This is a genomic window from Mycolicibacterium septicum DSM 44393 (genome assembly GCF_000455325.1).
Lineage (GTDB): Bacteria > Actinomycetota > Actinomycetes > Mycobacteriales > Mycobacteriaceae > Mycobacterium > Mycobacterium septicum.
Window position 1 is genome coordinate 653,718 of record NZ_HG322951.1, and the last position, 17,043, is coordinate 670,760.

Sequence of the window (17,043 nt, forward strand, 5' to 3'; positions counted from 1 at the left end):
GATCTCACGATCTTCACGCTGCGGGGGTGATGCCGGGCCGCCCGCGGGCCGCCCGGTGGGCTGCGGCGTGCGCTCCGTACCGGCGTTGGTGCTGGTATTGCCGGTCGCGGTGTTGACCGTGTTGACCGCGGTGTTCACCGCGTTGCGCACGGCGTTACGGGCCATCGCGAACCGCGTGGTGGCCGGCTCCTGCTGGGCACTCGGAAGCTGCTGCTGGGCCGGTGGCTGCGGCGGCGTGATCCGCGCGGTGCCGGCAGCCGAGGGCGCGTTGGTACGCGGCATCTGCGGGCGCCTGGGCTCGGCCGCAGGATGCGTCGGATCGTGCGGGCGCGGTGCAGGCAGGGCGCCGACGCCGGCCAGGGCGCGGGGGTCCTCTGCGGACTCCTGGCCCATCGGGCGCTTGCGCTCGTCGGGCAGTTCGGTCTCACCGAGGCCGAGCTTCTCCTGGATGCGTTTCATCCAGTGCGGAGCCCACCAGCAATCGTCGCCGAGCAACTTCATGATGGCCGGCACCAGGAACATGCGGATCACCGTGGCGTCGAGCAGCAGGGCGATCAGCAGACCGAACGCCAGGTACTTCATCATCACCAGATCGGAGAAGGCGAACGCGCCTGCCACCACCGCCAGCACCAGCGCGGCACCGGTGATGAGGCGACCGGTGGTCGCGGTACCGATGCGGATGGCCTCGGCGGTCGACATCCCGCGTTCTCGGGCCTCCACCATGCGCGAGACCAGGAACACCTCGTAGTCGGTGGACAGACCCCAGATCACCGCGATGATCAGACCGATCATCGGTGCCATCAGCGGCTGTGGTGTGTAGTTCAGCAGTCCTGAGCCGTGGCCGTCGACGAACATCCAGGTCAGGATGCCCATCGTCGAGCCGAGGGTCAGGGCGCTCATCAGCGCGGCCTTGACCGGCAGCACGATCGAGCCGAAGGCCAGGAACATCAGCACCGTGGTGGTGATGACCAGGATCGTCACCATCAGCGGGAGCCGGGAGAACAGACTGTGGATCGAGTCCTGCTCCAGCGCCGGGGTGCCGCCGACGAACACCTCGATGCCGTGCGGGGGCTGCAGGGCTCGTAGGTCCGCTATGTTCTGCGCCGCGTCGCCGCGGTTGACCAGCCCGTTCTGGATGACCCGGACCGACTTGTCCTTGGACCCGCTGTCGGTGGCCGCGCGCTCCTTCCACATGGCGTCCGGGTTGTTGTCCGGATCGGTGAAGCCCTTCACGTTCAGCGCCTTGGCGCGCATATCTGCGATCTGGGCGTCGGTGATCGGCTCACCGTCTTCGCGCTTCATCACCAGGGTGATCTGCTCGGTGCGGAATCCGGGGAAGAGCTTGTCGAACTGCTCCTGGGACTGGCGCACGGCGTTGTCCGGCGGCAGGTACTTCTCGCTGATACCGGCGAGTGTGAGCGAGCCGATCGGGAGGACCAGCAGCGTCATGATGACCAGGATCGGTGTGGCGAAGGCGATGGGTCGCTTCATCACGATGTTGACCAGCCGGCCCCAGAAGCCCTGCTCGACTTCTTCGCGGGTCTTGGTCTTCTGGGTCTTCTCGGCGAACCAGTCGATGATCCGCCGCGAGAACGGCCAGTTGGCCAGGAAAGGCACCTTCAGCAGTGTGGTGACGCCGAGCGCGTCGACCCGGGGTCCCAGGATGGCCAGGACGGCGGGCAGCACCGTGATGGACAGGAAGGCTGCCAACATGACCGAGGCGATGATCGCGTAGGTGATCGACTTCAGGAACCCGAGCGGGATCAGCAGCAGCGGCAACGAGGACGCCACGATGATCACCGCGGAGAATGCCACGGTCCGGCCCGAGGTCATCACCGATCTTCGTACCGCGGCCTCGGTGTCATAGCCCTCGGCGAGTTCCTCTCGGAACCGGCTGACGATGAACAGGCCGTAGTCGATGGCGATACCGAAACCCATCATCGTCACGACCGGCTGGGCGAAGAAGTGCACAGGCCCGAACTCGGCGGTGAACCGCAGGATGCCCAACGCGCCGCCGATGGTCAGGCCACCGATGATCGCGGGCAGGGCGGCGGCGACCGCACCGCCGAACACGAAGAACAGCACGACGGCCACCAGCGGCACGATCGCGAGCTCGGCGCGTTTCTGGTCGGTGCCGATGGTCCCGGTCAGCTCACTGGCCAGCGGGTTGAGGCCGGCCAGCTTGATATCGCCGCCGTTGACCTGCTGCAGATCGGGCTCGACGGCCTGATAGTTCTTGAGGATCGCGTCGTCGTCGTCACCCTTGAGGGGAACGCTGATGAACGTGTGACGCTGGTCCTCGGTCTTCATCGCGGCGAGCGAGGCGACGTCAGGCGCCTTCAGCCAGCCGACCCAGGCCTGGACCTGGTCCGGGTGGTCCTTGACCACCTGGTCGAGTTCCTCGGTGACCTTCTTCTGCCACGCTTTGTCGGTGACCAACTTGTCATCCGGCGGCGTCAGGATGGCGACGACATGGCTGGTGCGGTCGCGGCCGTAGACCTCGTCGCCCAACAGCGACGCCTGGACCGACTGGCTGCCCTCGTCGTAGAAACCACTCTGCGTGACGTGCTCTCCGAGACTGGCGCCGTAGACGCCGCCACCTAGGCACAGCGCCACCATGACACCGATGACGATGTACCTGAACTGGTACACCGTTCGACCCCACCAGGCGAACACTTAGGCTCCTAACGCTCTAAAACTCTTGGTGACCCGCGCTTGTACTGGACGAAGGTCTTCAGTTGTCACATACGTGCGGTCAGTAGCGATGACAGCGGCCGGAACGGCTGCAGCCATGCTCCCTGCTCGGGCAGCGAGTCCAGTCCGATCCGTGGCAGCGGTTCCCGGAACACACCAGGAATGTCCTCCAGATCGACAAACTCCAAGGTATCCGACGCTAACGCCCAGCTCGCATGTTCGCGAAATCCAAGCACCTGCACCGGGGTGCCCTCACGGGCGATTTCTTCCAGCGGCTGGCGGAACGCTTGTCCGTCAGCCGAGGCAACGAGGACCGCTGCCAGCCCTTCCCTGCGACGCAGGGCGATGTGCTCGAGCATGTCGCTGTCGACATCGCTGTCATCGTCGATCTTCGGCTTGGCGAAGACGGCGAAACCCACGTTACGCAACGCTTCCACCCACGGCCGTACTACATCGGCGCTACCTGGGGCGATGTTGGTGAACACCGTGGCCTCGGGCTCCAGCGAAACGTCTGCATCGCCGGATTCGGCGGACAGATCAGCGGTGTATCCCAGCAGCCAGCGGCCCAGCGCGTCGAACCGTGGACGGTGCGCGGCGGTCGGGCGGCCGCCGAGGATCGCACCCAGTCCCATGTCCAGGTTGGGGGCGTCCCACACGAGCAGCACCCGCCGCGAGGGAGCAGTGACCGAGGTCTCGGACTCCGCCTCGGATCGGGCCTCTGCCTGCGCGGTCTCGTCTTGCATGTCTTCGGTCACACTCATGGCTGTTTCTCCCAGACCAACTCGGTGACGTCGGGGCCGGCCAGCGCTTTGCGCTCGTACTTGGTGACCGGGCGCTCGACCGATATGGGGAGATGTGCTCCGAGCTCGACCCGGCGCAACAGCGGCTCGGCGTCTCCGACCTCGGCGATGTGCTCGGCATACCCGGCGTGGTCGGTGGCCGCATGCAGAATTCCGCCGGGCCGCAGCCGGTCGGCGATCAGGGCCACCGTGGCCGGCTGCAGCAGGCGACGCTTGTGGTGGCGGGCCTTGGGCCAGGGATCCGGGAAGAACACCCGCACGCCGGTCAGGGTCTCGCTCCCGAACATGTGCTCCAGCACGTCGACGCCGTCGCCGCGGATCATGCGGATGTTGGTGACGGGGGATCCGGTCTGTGCGGTGCGGTCGATCGCGCTGAGCAGTTGGGCCAGGCCCTTGCGGTAGACCTCGACCGCGATCACGTCGAGATCGGGTTCGGCCTGGGCCATGGCCAATGTGGAGGTGCCGGTGCCCGAGCCGATCTCCAGGATCAGCGGGGCCGAGCGGCCGAACCAGACGTCGGTGTCGAGGTCGACGACGGGTGTCGAGACCTCGTCACGGGCCTGCATTCCGAGCTCGGGCCACAGCCGGTCCCAGGTCTGTTGCTGGGCCGGCGACAGCGTCGAGCGCCGGGTGCGAAAGCTGGTCACCCGGGGAAAACGGTGCGGCTGGGCGGGCGGCACGTCGGCCGCCTCATCTGCCGGCGCCTGCCCATCGATGTCGGACCTGGACGGGTGCATCCGTCCATGGTCTCTTATCTCCGGCGATGTGCCCGCATCGTGGTAGAGATTGATACCCAACAGTTGCCTCCTACTGTTAAGGCTTAAACCTCTGTTCGCACGTCCCCGCGGGCCGTGTCACGATTTTTCGTGGGCGCAGGGGTAGGCCCGTCACCACGCAGGGAAGGCTGCCAGATTTTCGCAGACGAGCTCACACGCTTTGCCGACCGTGACGGCGATGCGCGGTTGGCGGAGATCAGTGCACGGGTGTCTGCTCCCGTCAGTGTCCGTGTGTGCGGGCGCCGCGGCGTCGGCGTGAGCACGGTGACCTCCGCTTTGGAGAGCTCAGACATCGAGATCGCCGAGTCAGGTGATGTCACGGCGCTGGTGATCGCCGAGGTGCTCAAACCCGAGGACGAGGCAGTGCTCGCCGAGTTGGCCGGGGCGGGCCGGCCAGCGATCGTGGTGCTCAACAAGGCCGATCTGGCCGGGTCCGGGCCGGGCGGACCCGTCGCCACCGCGCACCGCAGGGCCTTGCGTCTGCAGAAGCCGGCCGGAGTGCCGGTGGTACCGATGGCGGCGCTGCTGGCGTTGGCGTCCGTCCGGGCACTTCCTCCGCACCTGGTCGACGCGCTGCGGTTGCTTGCCGGTGAGCCCGCCGACCTGACCTCGGCCGATGCCTTCGTCGCCGGTTCACATCGAGTGCAGCGCGCGGTGCGCACGGAGCTGCTGGAACGTCTGGACCGGTTCGGGATCGCCCACACCACCTTGGCGATGAGCCGTGGCGTGCAGCTCGAGGCGGTGCCGGGGTTGTTGCGTCGGCTCAGCGAGGTCGACCGGGTGGTGGCGGCGATCGATGCGGCGGCTGCCCCGGTCCGGTACCGGCGGGTGCGGTGGGCCCTGGCCGAGCTGCGTGCGGTGGGCGGCCCGGCGGTTGGACGTTTCCTTTCCGCCGATGCCACGGTGATCGCGGTGATGGCCGCGGCGGTCGACGTGGTCGAGGCCGAAGGACTGACCGTCGATCCCGGCGACGATCGCAACGCCCATCTCTGCCGGGCCCGGCGCTGGCGGCATTACCGCGACGGCCCGGTGAATGCCCTGCATCGCAGTTGCGGTGACGCGATCGTGCGGGGGTCGCTGCGACTGCTCGGTGCGGCGGGCAGCCGAGGATGACCGACGTGGATACGGCCCGGGATCCGGCAGCGGCGCGCACGCGCGAGGCGAAAATCGCCGACGCCGACGCCGTGGTGGCCGCGATCGACCCGGGCCTGAACTCGCCGGGGGTGGAAACCCGCGACGCGGTGCTGGTCGCCGGTCCGTGGCTGGCCGGATCGACGAGTGTGATGGCGGCGTTGCGGGAGCGGATGCCCCAGACCACCTTCGTGGAATCCACCGAATTGGTGGCGGGCGAGGCGCCGGCAGCTGTGGTGTTCGTGGTTTCGGCGGCCTCCCCTTTGGCTGAATCAGATTGTGCCCTGGTCGATTTGGCGTCGCGATACACCGACCTGGTGATCGGTGTGGTGTCCAAGATCGATGCGTACCGCGACTGGCGCGATGTGCGCGACGCGGATGCGGAGATCCTGAGCGAGCGCGACGCGCGCTACGCGCGCATGCCCTGGGTGGGAGTGTCGGCCGCGCCCGATCTCGGTGAGCCGCAGCTCGACGAGCTTGTCGAACTGCTCACCGGTCAGCTGGCCGATCCCGACGTCGCCCGACGGAACAGGTTGCGCGCCTGGGAAACTCGACTGGAAGCGGTCATCCTCCGGTATGAGGCCGACGGATCAGGAGCCGACCGCCAGGCCCGGGTGGACGTGTTGCGCGAGCGTCGCGCCGAGGTGGCCAGGGCACGCAGGCTGACCCGCACCGAGCGCAGCATCGCGTTGCGCAGTCAGCTGCAGCAGGCCCGGGTCCAGCTGGGCTATTTCGCCCGCAACAGATGCAATTCGGTGCGCACCGAACTGCAGGAGGACGTCGCGGGCATGAGCCGGCGCCGGATCGAGACGTTCGAGGAGTACGCCCGGCAGCGCGCCCACGAGGTCGTCGGCGACGTCGACGAAGGCGTCACCGCACACCTGCGCGGCGTCGCTGCGGAACTTGAGCTGCCCGCACTCGAGTTGTCGGCTCCGCCGCGAGTGCCCGATCTGCCGTCACCGTCACTGAAATCCCGGACCCTCGAGACCCGGCTGATGCTGGTTCTGGGGGCGGGCTTCGGGCTGGGTGTCGCGGTGGCGGTCAGCAGGGTGCTGGCGGGTGCGGCGCCACGACTGGCCGTGGCCGGACTGGTGGTCGGCGCGGTGGTGGGTCTGCTGCTGGCGGTCTGGGTGGTCGGCACCCGGGGGCTGTTACACGACCGGGCGGTGCTGGATCGCTGGGTCGGCGACATCACCACCACGCTGCGTTCGGCGGTCGAGGAGCTCGTCGGGACGCGGGTGCTGGCCGCGGAGTCCGTGCTCACCGCGGAACTGGCGGCCCGTGAGGAAACCGAGGCGGCCGCGGCGGCCGAGAAGACCGCCGCGATGGATGCCGAACTGCGTGAACATGCCGTCGCGACCGCGCGGGCGGCGGCCCAGAGGGACCGGCGGATCCCGCCGTTACAGCGGGCGTTGAACGCCGTTCGGGCCGATCTGTACGGCAACAGCGATGCTACTGACGAGTAACCAGCTGATAACGTTGATCTGAATCGTTCCTGTGAGTGATCGGACATACCACTGGTTCACCGTGGGTATGTCACCCGCGTTAACCTCTACCCAAGGGGTAGCCGTGACCGCGTCGTGACGTGGCTTGGGTTCCACAAACCTACGCAGGAGAATTTTGATGACCTCAGCGACCATTCCGGGTCTGGACACCGCACCGACGAAACATCAGGGTCTGCTGGCCTGGGTCCAGGAGGTCGCAGAGCTGACTCAACCCGATCGGGTGGTTTTCGCCGACGGGTCTGCCGAGGAGTACGACCGCCTGGCCGCTCACCTGGTCGAGGCGGGCACCTTCCAGAAGCTCAACGAAGAGAAGCAGCCGAACTCGTACCTGGCCCTGTCGGACCCCTCGGACGTCGCGCGGGTGGAATCGCGCACCTACATCTGCTCCGAGCGCGAGATCGACGCCGGCCCCACGAACAACTGGATGGAACCCGCCAAGATGCGCGGGATCATGACCGACCTGTACCGCGGCTCGATGCGCGGCCGCACCATGTGGGTGGTGCCGTTCTGCATGGGTCCGCTCGACGCCGAGGACCCCAAGCTCGGTGTGGAGATCACCGACTCCGAGTACGTCGTGGTCTCGATGCGCACCATGACGCGGATGGGTCAGGCCGCGCTCGACAAGATCGGCGACGACGGCTTCTTCGTCAAGGCGCTGCACTCGATCGGTGCACCGCTGGAGCCCGGCCAGAAGGACGTGCCGTGGCCGTGCAACGACACCAAGTACATCACCCACTTCCCGGAGACCCGCGAGATCTGGAGCTTCGGCTCGGGCTACGGCGGTAACGCTCTGCTGGGCAAGAAGTGCTACTCGCTGCGCATCGCCTCGGCGATGGCCCACGACGAAGGCTGGCTCGCCGAGCACATGCTGATCGTCAAGCTGATCTCCCCGGAGAACAAGGCCTACTTCGTCGCAGCGGCGTTCCCGTCGGCCTGTGGCAAGACCAACCTCGCGATGCTGCAGCCCACCATCCCCGGCTGGCGGGCCGAAACCGTCGGTGACGACATCGCCTGGATGCGGTTCGGCAAGGACGGTCGCCTCTACGCCGTCAACCCCGAGTTCGGATTCTTCGGCGTCGCCCCCGGCACCAACTGGGATTCCAACCCCAACGCCATGAAGACCATTGCCGCGGGCAACACCGTCTTCACCAACGTGGCCAAGACCGACGACAACGACGTGTGGTGGGAAGGCCTGGAGGGCGAGCCCGACCACCTGATCGATTGGAAGGGCAACGACTGGTTCCTGCGCGAGACGGAATCCAAGGCCGCGCACCCGAACTCGCGTTACTGCACCCCGATCTCGCAATGCCCGACACTGGCGCCGGAGTGGGACGACCCGCAGGGTGTGCCGATCTCGGCGATCCTGTTCGGCGGTCGCCGCAAGACCACGGTCCCGCTGGTGACCCAGGCCCGCGACTGGCAGCACGGTGTATTCATCGGCGCCACACTGGGTTCCGAGCAGACCGCCGCCGCCGAGGGCAAGGTCGGTACCGTGCGCCGCGACCCGATGGCCATGCTGCCGTTCCTGGGCTACAACGTCGGTGACTACTTCCAGCACTGGATCGACATCGGCAAGAACGCGGACGAGTCGAAGCTGCCCGCGGTGTTCTTCGTCAACTGGTTCCGCCGCGGCGATGACGGCCGCTTCCTGTGGCCGGGCTTCGGCGAGAACAGCCGCGTGCTGAAGTGGGCCATCGAGCGCATCGAGCACAAGGCCGACGGCAAGAGCACCCCCATCGGCATCGTCCCGACCGCCGCCGACCTGGACCTGTCCGGGCTCGATGTCGACGCCGCCGACGTGGACGAGGCCCTGGCCGTCAACGCCGAGGAGTGGCGGGCCGAGCTCCCGCTGATCGAGGAGTGGTTCGAGTTCGTCGGTGAGAAGCTGCCCACCGGCATCAAGGACGAGTTCGACGCCCTCAAGCACCGCCTGGCCGAAGAGTCCTGAGCGGCCGCAACGCTTCAGCATGACGCGCACCCTCGTGATTCACGAGGGTGCGCGTTTGCGTTGAGGGACAACCCCTTACGTGCGCACCATCTCGCGGGACGGCCACCACATGCGATCGCCCAGCAGGCTCATCGCGGCGGGAACCAGGTAGGTCCGCACCACGGTGATGTCGAGCAGCAGCCCGATGCCGATCGTGGACCCGATCTGTACCAGGTTGAGCACCGTCCCACTGGTCAACGCGAACATGGTGATCGCGAAAACCACTCCGGCGGTGGTGATCACGCTGCCGGTGCTACCGAATCCCCGGATGATGCCGCTGATCACCCCGCTGTGGGATTCCTCGCGGATACGGGCGGCGAACAGCATGCTGTAATCGGCGCCGACCGCGACCAGCGCCATGAACGACACCGGGAACACCGACCAGTCCAGGCTGATGCCGATCAGATGCTGCCAGATCAGGGTGGACATCCCCGCCGCTGCCCCGAAGGACAGCACCACCGCGGCGATCATCAGGACCGGGGCCACCAGGCTGCGCAGCATCACGATCAGCACCAGGAGCACGGCCGCCACCGCGACGACACCGAAAAGCGCGAAATCGCGCCAGGTTTGGTCGACATGGCGTTGGGACAGCGAGGCCAGGCCGGTCGACTCGATCTGGGCGTGCTCCAGCACGGTTCCCGTGGCGGCGTTGTTCGCCGCGGCGATGACGTCGGGTACCGCGCCCATCGCCTCGGCACCGTACGGGTTCACCGCCCAGACCACCATCATGCGGGCGCTGCGACCGTCCGGGGAGATCAGCAATTGCTCTCCGGCGGTGAGGCGGCGGTCGGAGCGACCCTCCTCGGGCAGGTAGAAGCCCCGGCCTGCGCCGGCGCTGGTGTCGGCGGACATCCGGTGCAGGAAGTCCGATGCGCGTGAGAGCCCCGCGCTGAGCTCGGTGGTCAGCGTGACCATGGTGTCGGTACCGGTCTTGACCTGACCCAGTCCCGAGGTGAGACGGCCCAGACCTGTTGTGAGTTCATTGATTCCGGACAGCAGCCGGCTCAGTTCCTGACGGGTCTGTTCGGGGGTGCGGGTACCGAGTTGATCGAGCATGGCCCGCAGCTTCTTGATCGCCACGCGCAGGTCGGGCAGCGTGTCCAGTGCCGTGGTCACCGGTCCTTCGGGGACCAGCGGCGCGGCGAGCGTCAATCCGTCGATTGCCAGCTGCGCGCGCCCGCCGGTGGCCGCGTTGAGGTCGGCGAAGGCCTGCCTCGCGCGCAGGCACGAGCTGTCCGCCGCGCAGGCGGCCGACGGCTCCGGACCGGTGAGCGGATCGAACACGGCGTGCAGGGCGGCGGTGGGGGCCGCCAATCTCTGTCGGGCGGAATCGATGTCGTCGACCACCCGGTCCAGGGAATCGGTGGCGTTGGAGATGCTGCGTACCGCAGTCACAACGTCAAGGGACCCGCCGGAGAGGTTGCCGACCACCCGATCGGCGGATTCCAGTGTGCCGAGCAGGTTGCGCGCCAAGTCGACGAGGGACCGGGCGCCGTCGGTGAGCTCGGGGAGCCTGGCGGCCGCGTTTGCCGATCCGTCGTGCAGTTGGGTCACGCCGGAGGCGAGGCGCTTCAGCTGCGGGATGGCCTCTTCGACGCGGTCGTGGGCATCGGCCAGGCCGGCGCCGACTTGCGCGGTCTGTGAGCCGATGGCCGTCTCGGGCAGGGGTTTTCCCTCGGGCCGGGTGATCGACCGGACGTAGGCCACCTCGGGAAGGTTGCCGATCGACATCGCGATCAGGTCGAGGGCGGCGAGGTCGTTGGTGTTGCGCATGTCGTGGTCGGTCCGGATGGTGATGAACTCAGGAGCCGCCTCGTTGACGCCCCAATGGCGGTAGACGGCCTCGTATCCGCGCTTGCTGTCGGTGGCGCGCAGTTGCATCGCGTTCTCGTCGATGTTCGGTTCGAAGGTGAACAGCACTGAGCTCATGGCGATGAGAAACGCCAGGGACGCTGCGACCAGCGCGGGCGCGCGACGGATGATGGCGGCGCCGCGCTTGCGCCAGCGTCGTTCGTCCAGGGGGCGGGGCTCGGCGTATCCGCGCCGCCCCCACAGCGCCATGATCGCGGGAGTCAGCGTCAGGCTGACTGCCATGGTTATCGCGATCGACAGGGCGATCGGAGGTCCCGCGGTGCGGAACATCCCGATCTTGGTGAACACCATGGCCATTCCGGCACCGGCGATGGTCAGCGCCGAGGCGATGACGATACCCGCGGTGTGCGCACCGGAGCGGGCAACCGCGTCGTCGACGGCCTGCCCGCGGCGTCTGGCCTCGTGATAGTTGGCCAGTAGGAAGATGCCGTAGTCGGTCCCCGCACCCAGCACCATCGCGGTGACCAGGGCGATGGTGAAGTTCGAGACGGTCAGCAGATCATGTCCGCCGAGCAGGGATATCACCGGGCGCGCGACGGCCAGCGAAATACCCACGGTGAGAAGAGGAATCATCGAGGTGATCAGCGACCGGTAGACCGCGAGCAGCAGCAGCGTGATCAGCACCACCGAGACCACGGTGATGATGGCCAGCGAGGTGTCGATGGCGGAGAACAGATCCGACAGGGTCGGTGCGGCCCCGGTGAAATGCACGTCGAGCCCGGATGGGCGGGGGAGCGCCTCGACCGCGGCGCGGACGTTCTCGGTGGACCGGTGTGCACGGGTGGAGCCGACGTCGCCGGTGGTGGCGACGATCAGGTGGATGGCCTTCCCGTCGGGGCTCAGCCCGATTCCCTCGAGTCCCGGGGTGCCGTACGTGTCGAGCACGTAGGCGACGTCGTCCTTGTCCGCCGTCAACCGCGCCACCAGGTCGCGGTAGTACGCGGTGTCGGCCGGGTTGAGGACTCGGTCGCTGGACACCACGATGCTGCCGACCGCGGTGGTGTCGGGGACGCCGAAGTCGCGCGACATCTGCCGCAAGGTCTCGGTGGTCGGGCTTTCCGGAGTGAACGGCGCGGAGTGCTCGGCCACCGTGCGTTCCAGCTGGGGGATGGCCAGGTTGAGTACGCCGGCCAGGGCCAGCCACGCCCCCAGAATCAACCACGCATGCTTCGCGCAGACCCTGGAGAGTTTGCCGAAGACCGCCAGATTGTGCATTCGGGCATCGTAGACCAATCGGTCTAGGAGTGGTCGACTAGGATGGACCAACTGGTCTATTTCGGTGATGGAGAGGGTGGCGGCGGTGGCAGGCCCGCGTGAGCGTCTCATTCAGAGCGCCATCGAGCTGATGCGTGAGTACGGGGTGCACGCGACGGGGCTCAGCGATCTGCTGGAACGCAGCAGCACCGCTCGCGGGTCGATCTACCAGCACTTTCCGGCCGGAAAAACTGAACTGATGGAACAGGCCACGCTGGAGGCCGGGCGGATCATCACCGCCAGGATCGAACAGTTGACGGAGGCGCTGCCGGCCGAAGACGTGATCGGTGCCTTCATCGGCGGCTGGAAACAAAACCTGATCGACAGTGACTTCACCGGGGGATGTCCCATCGTGGCTGCCGCCCAGGCCGGGCCAGACGCGCTCGCGGTACGGGAAGCTTCGGCAACGGTATTTGCTGATTGGGCCAGGGTGATCGCGGCGTCGATCGAGTCCAAGGGCGTTGACGCCGCCACGGCAGCCTCACTCGGCAGCTTCATCGTCAGCTCACTGGAAGGTGCCATCATCCAGTGCCGCAGCGCGAGGTCGCTGCAGCCCCTCGACGACGCCGGTGCCGGCCTGATGCTGCTGCTGCGCAGTGTGGGTGCCGGGTGAGCCTCAAGACCTCCCCGCCGGTGACAGCTCGGCGCGGGCCCTGTCGATCTCGTTGAACGCGTAGTTCGCAATCTCGGTGGTCGTCATGCTCGCACCCGTCCGGGCAAGTGCGTCGTAGGCGGCGTCGCCGAGAACGTTGCGGAGATGCGTTATCGCGTTGTCGATCTCAGGGAAGCTGACATGGGCGAGGGCGCGTGCGGCGAATCCGCAGATCGTCGCCGCCGGTTGGTGGAATTCGACGCGGTCGAGCAATGCGGCGAGCAGCCCGAGCGTATTGCGCATGAGCTCTACGGTGCCGGAATCGTAGTAGTGCCGAATAGTTTGGGTGATGTAGTCGAAGGCATCGCCAAGTTCACCGCGGTCTGCGGCGAGTCCTGTCAGAAGTCCGGAGATGATGGATTCCTGCTGCCGGTCGCCACTTGCGTCAGCGATGGCCCAGGCCTGACGCAGCGCCTCGTATGCAGCAGTGGGATCGGCGTGTCGGCGCGCCCAGCCGTACGCGAGCAGTGCCGCACCCGTCATCGCGGGGTTGCCGGAATCGGCGGCGGCTTCGATCAAGCCTTCGGATGCGTCCATCGCCTCGGCCGATGACCCGGATGCGGCCAGCGCTATCGCCATCACAGCTTGGCTGGCGGTGTGGCGGCCCGGACTGCCCGCGATCATGGCCTTGCACCACTCTATGGCCCGGTCGGGCCGGCCCATAGTGCTGTAACCCGCTGCGACGATACACGCGAATTCGTCACTGACGTCGGCGAATTGCCCACTGTCTATGGCCAGTCGGGCAGCATCGGCGAACTCGTCGAATTCGCGGATCCTTCCCAGCGCTGCGCAATTGGCGGCCCCGACATACAGCTGTGCGAGCCGTGGATGCTGCACGGATTTCGCGACGGCAATCAGTTCCTCGACCCACGCGACCGGCTCCCACTGCTCCACGAAATAGCCAAGGAATACCGTGTTCACCGCGATTGCGGCGGCCGCGTCGAGATCGCCGTTGTCGGCGGCCCAGCGAAACGCTGCCCGCAGGTTGGGCAATTCGGTTGAGAACCATTCGTAGGCCTCGCGTTGCCTCGGGCTGTCCCACAACGCGAGCACTTCGGATTCCAGGCCTGCGAAGTAGTGCGCATGTGCTGTGCGTATCGCTTCCGAGTCGCCCGAGCCGACGAGTTGCTCCTCTGCGAACTGACGGATGGTCTCCAGCATCGAGAAGCGGGTGTGCGATGTGGTGGGGTCTGCCACCAGCAGCGACTTCCGGACCAGGGCGTCGAGCAGATCCAGTGTCGCCAATTCGTCGTCGGAGCCGGCGACCGCGCATGCCGCGGCGAGGTTGAACCCGCCGTTGAACACTGAAAGCCTTGTCAACACGGACTTTTCATTGCTGTCGAGCAGGTCGTAGGACCATTGCACGGCGTGGCTCAGCGTCTGGTGCCGTTCCAGCCCTCGACGCGAGCCCACGAGCAGCCGGAAACGGTCGTCCAGCCGATCGCGGATCTCGGAAGCCGTCATCGACACCATGCGGGACGCCGCGAGCTCGATCGCCAGTGGAATTCCGTCGAGGCGACGGCAGATTTCCACCACCGCGGCGGACTCGGCCGTCGAGGTGAACGACGCACGGGGAGAGACCGCTTGAGCTCGATCGATGAACAATGCCGCGGCCGCGGAACCCGGTCCGTTGTCGATGTCCAGCGATGCCACCGGCCACAGCTGCTCGTCTTTGAGTCTCAGTCCTTCGCGGCTGGTGGCAAGGACTGTGACTGCCGACGACTGGGCGAGGATCGTCTCGATCAGATCGGCTGCCGCGTTCAGGACGTGTTCGCAGTTGTCGAAAACCAGGATGCGGGAGCGTCCTTGGAGCGCCGCGGCAATGCTCTCGGTGACGGTCAACCCGGCCTGCTGGGTGATTCCGAGAACGGTCGCGACGGAGTCCGGGACCGCGGTCGGATCGCCGACCGCGGCCAGTTCGATCACATACGCGCCGTCCGGGAATGCTTCGAGTGAGCGGCCGGCGGCCTCCAGTGCCAGCCGGGTCTTGCCGACCCCGCCGACGCCGGTCAAGGTCACCAGGCGATGTGATTTCAGCACCGTGTCCAACTCGGTCAGATCGGCCTCGCGTCCGATGAGGTTCGTGGTCGGGGCCCGCAGATTGCCCGGTTCGGAATTGGTGGTGTTCAGCGGCGGGAACTCGGTGCGCAGGCCCGCGGCGTGGACTTGGTAGACGTCGACGGGTTTGGCGATGTCGCGTAACCGTCTCGACCCCAACGAAATCAGGTCGACGCCGCTCAACAGGCCCGCGGTCACCCCGTCGAGCAGGATCTGGCCGCCGTGCCCGGCGGCCATGATTCGGGAGGCCCGGTTGAGGACGGCGCCGAAATAGTCGTCGTCGCGGTGTTCGGCTTCCCCGGTGGCCAGGCCCATCCGTACGGGCAGCCCCAGCTCCCGCTGCGCGCTCATGGCCGCGTCGACGGCGGCCGACGGCGAGGCGAACACCGCGCAGACGCCGTCGCCGGTGTGCTTGAAAAGTGTGCCGGCCCGCCCGGCTATCGCCCGGCGCAACACCTCGTCATGTACGGCCAGGGCAGTTCGCATGGTGTCGGCGTCGGCTTCCCACCGTCGGGTGGAACCTTCGATGTCGGTGAACAGAAAAGTGGCGATGCCGGGTGGCATGTCGACGCCGCTCTCAGCGCGCTTCGGTGAATCGCATCGGCGCTCCCCACGCTCGATCCGCTGGGCGTTTGGACATCGTAGGTCCGGCGGGCGCGGCTGGACTCGGGATTGGCAGTGCGGGTGGCGGCGGTGCTTCTGTAGTCAAACACCTGCTCACGCCGATATCGGGGTGTGTAACCGCGCCCTACTTGACACCTGTCAAGTGGCGCCGGTTACAGTGCCCTCATGCAGATCCGCGAGCATGCCGAGGCCAACCCCGAGAAGCCGGCGATCATCCTCCACCCGTCGGGCACCGTCGTCACGTTCGGTGAGCTCGAAGCTCGCGCGAATCGCCTGGCCCATTACTTCCGCCGACACGGACTGGCAGAGGGCGACGTGGTCGCGATCCTCATGGAGAACAACGAGCACATCCACACCGTGATGTGGGCGGCGCGCCGCAGCGGCCTGTACTACGTGCCGATCAACACGCATCTGACCGCGGCCGAGGCCGCGTACATCATCGACAACAGCGGGGCCAAGGCCATTGTCGGCTCCGCCGTCCTCAAGGACATCCTGAGCGGTCTGGACAAGGAACTCCCCGACGGCCTGCCGGAGGTCCTGCTGATCGCCGACGGTGAGCTCGACGGGTGGCAGCGTTACCCGGAAGCCGTCGCGGACCTGCCCGCCACCCCGATCGACGACGAGTTGGACGGGGATCTGCTGCAGTACTCGTCGGGCACGACCGGCCGGCCCAAGGGCATCAAGCGGGAACTGCCGCACGTGCCGCCGTCGGAGACCCCCGGCATGATGTCGGCGTTGGTGGGCTTCTGGATGCAGCCGGATTCGGTGTATCTCAGCCCCGCGCCGCTGTATCACACCGCCCCCTCGGTGTGGTCCATGCAGACCCACGCCGCCGGTATCACCACGGTGGTGCTGGAGAAGTTCGACGCCGAAGGCGCACTCGACGCGATCCAGAAGTACGGCGTCACCCAGGGCCAGTTCGTTCCCGTGATGTTCACCCGGATGCTGAAACTCCCTGAGGACGTGCGGAGTTCGTACGATATGTCCAGCCTGCGGCGCGTGATGCACGCCGCCGCCCCGTGTCCGGTCGAGATCAAGAAGCAGATGATCGACTGGTGGGGGCCGATCGTCGACGAGTACTACGCATCCTCGGAGGCCATCGGGGCGACGGTGATCTTCGCCGAGGACTGGTTGACCCACCCGGGTTCGGTCGGCAAGCCGATGAACGGTCTCGTCCACATCCTCGACGAGGACGGCAACGAAGTCCCAGCCGGTCAGGCCGGCGAGATCTTCTTCGAGGGCGGCGCCGAATTCGAGTACCTCAACGACGCCGAGAAGACCGCATCCTCGCGGGACTCGCACGGTTGGAAGACGGTGGGGGACATCGGGTATGTCGACGAGGAGGGCTACCTGTACCTCACCGACCGGCGCCACCACATGATCATCTCGGGCGGGGTGAACATCTACCCGCAGGAAGCCGAGAACATGCTCGTCGTCCACCCGAAGGTGATGGATGCCGCGGTGTTCGGCATCCCGGACGACGAGATGGGACAGAGCGTCAAGGGTGTGGTGCAGACCGTGGACCCGGCCGACGCGACTCCGGAGTTCGCCGAGGAGCTCCTCGGCTGGTTGCGTGAGCGTCTGACGCACTACAAGTGCCCGCGGACGATCTCGTTCGAGGCCGAGTTGCCCCGCACCGATACCGGCAAGCTGTACAAGCAGGGGCTGATAAACAAGTACTCGTGACCGT

At 66.9% G+C, this 17,043-nt stretch carries 10 protein-coding genes; 5 read left to right on the forward strand and 5 right to left on the reverse strand.

Annotation, left to right across the window (positions count from 1 at the left end):
• From TX88_RS03130 to trmB, 3 genes are all read right to left on the reverse strand, one after another.
• A partial coding sequence (locus TX88_RS03130; protein WP_244438332.1) for a trehalose monomycolate exporter MmpL3 occupies positions 1-2,676 on the reverse strand: 2,676 nt, incomplete at its 3' end.
• A gap of 65 nt (positions 2,677-2,741) precedes the next feature.
• The gene (locus tag TX88_RS03135) at positions 2,742-3,455 is read right to left on the reverse strand and encodes an NYN domain-containing protein (protein ID WP_044514598.1); all 714 of its coding nucleotides are present in this window, start codon (positions 3,453-3,455) and stop codon (positions 2,742-2,744) included.
• A complete protein-coding gene (gene trmB / locus TX88_RS03140; protein ID WP_044519039.1) occupies positions 3,452-4,249 on the reverse strand; it encodes a tRNA (guanosine(46)-N7)-methyltransferase TrmB in 798 nt (265 codons plus the stop codon). The genes TX88_RS03135 and trmB overlap by 4 nt, the downstream gene beginning before the upstream one ends.
• 285 nt (positions 4,250-4,534) lie before the next feature.
• On the opposite strand from trmB, the gene TX88_RS03145 reads away from it, so the two are divergent.
• From TX88_RS03145 to TX88_RS03155, 3 genes are all read left to right on the forward strand, one after another.
• On the forward strand, positions 4,535-5,383 hold the full coding sequence (locus tag TX88_RS03145; RefSeq protein ID WP_322786848.1) for a P-loop NTPase family protein: 849 nt from the start codon (positions 4,535-4,537) through the stop codon (positions 5,381-5,383).
• A complete protein-coding gene (locus TX88_RS03150; RefSeq protein ID WP_049924820.1) occupies positions 5,380-6,867 on the forward strand; it encodes a hypothetical protein in 1,488 nt (495 codons plus the stop codon). The genes TX88_RS03145 and TX88_RS03150 overlap by 4 nt, the downstream gene beginning before the upstream one ends.
• A 157-nt stretch (positions 6,868-7,024) precedes the next feature.
• Complete coding sequence (locus TX88_RS03155; protein WP_044514601.1) at positions 7,025-8,854, forward strand: phosphoenolpyruvate carboxykinase (GTP); 1,830 nt, start codon at positions 7,025-7,027, stop codon at positions 8,852-8,854.
• Positions 8,855-8,929: 75 nt separating this feature from the next.
• Here the strand turns inward: TX88_RS03155 and TX88_RS03160 are convergent, their stop codons facing one another.
• Positions 8,930-11,980, reverse strand: a complete 3,051-nt coding sequence (locus tag TX88_RS03160) for an MMPL family transporter (protein ID WP_044514602.1) — start codon at positions 11,978-11,980, stop codon at positions 8,930-8,932.
• 76 nt (positions 11,981-12,056) lie between these two features.
• On the opposite strand from TX88_RS03160, the gene TX88_RS03165 reads away from it, so the two are divergent.
• Positions 12,057-12,632 (forward strand): TetR/AcrR family transcriptional regulator, encoded by a 576-nt coding sequence (locus tag TX88_RS03165; protein WP_244438333.1) that lies wholly within the window; start codon positions 12,057-12,059, stop codon positions 12,630-12,632.
• Positions 12,633-12,635: 3 nt separating this feature from the next.
• Here the strand turns inward: TX88_RS03165 and TX88_RS03170 are convergent, their stop codons facing one another.
• The gene (locus TX88_RS03170; RefSeq protein WP_044514606.1) at positions 12,636-15,293 is read right to left on the reverse strand and encodes an ATP-binding protein; all 2,658 of its coding nucleotides are present in this window, start codon (positions 15,291-15,293) and stop codon (positions 12,636-12,638) included.
• 225 nt (positions 15,294-15,518) lie between these two features.
• On the opposite strand from TX88_RS03170, the gene fadD4 reads away from it, so the two are divergent.
• Positions 15,519-17,039, forward strand: coding sequence for a fatty-acid--CoA ligase FadD4 (fadD4, locus tag TX88_RS03175; protein WP_044514607.1), 1,521 nt, complete (start codon positions 15,519-15,521; stop codon positions 17,037-17,039).
• The last annotated feature ends 4 nt before the right edge of the window (positions 17,040-17,043 follow it).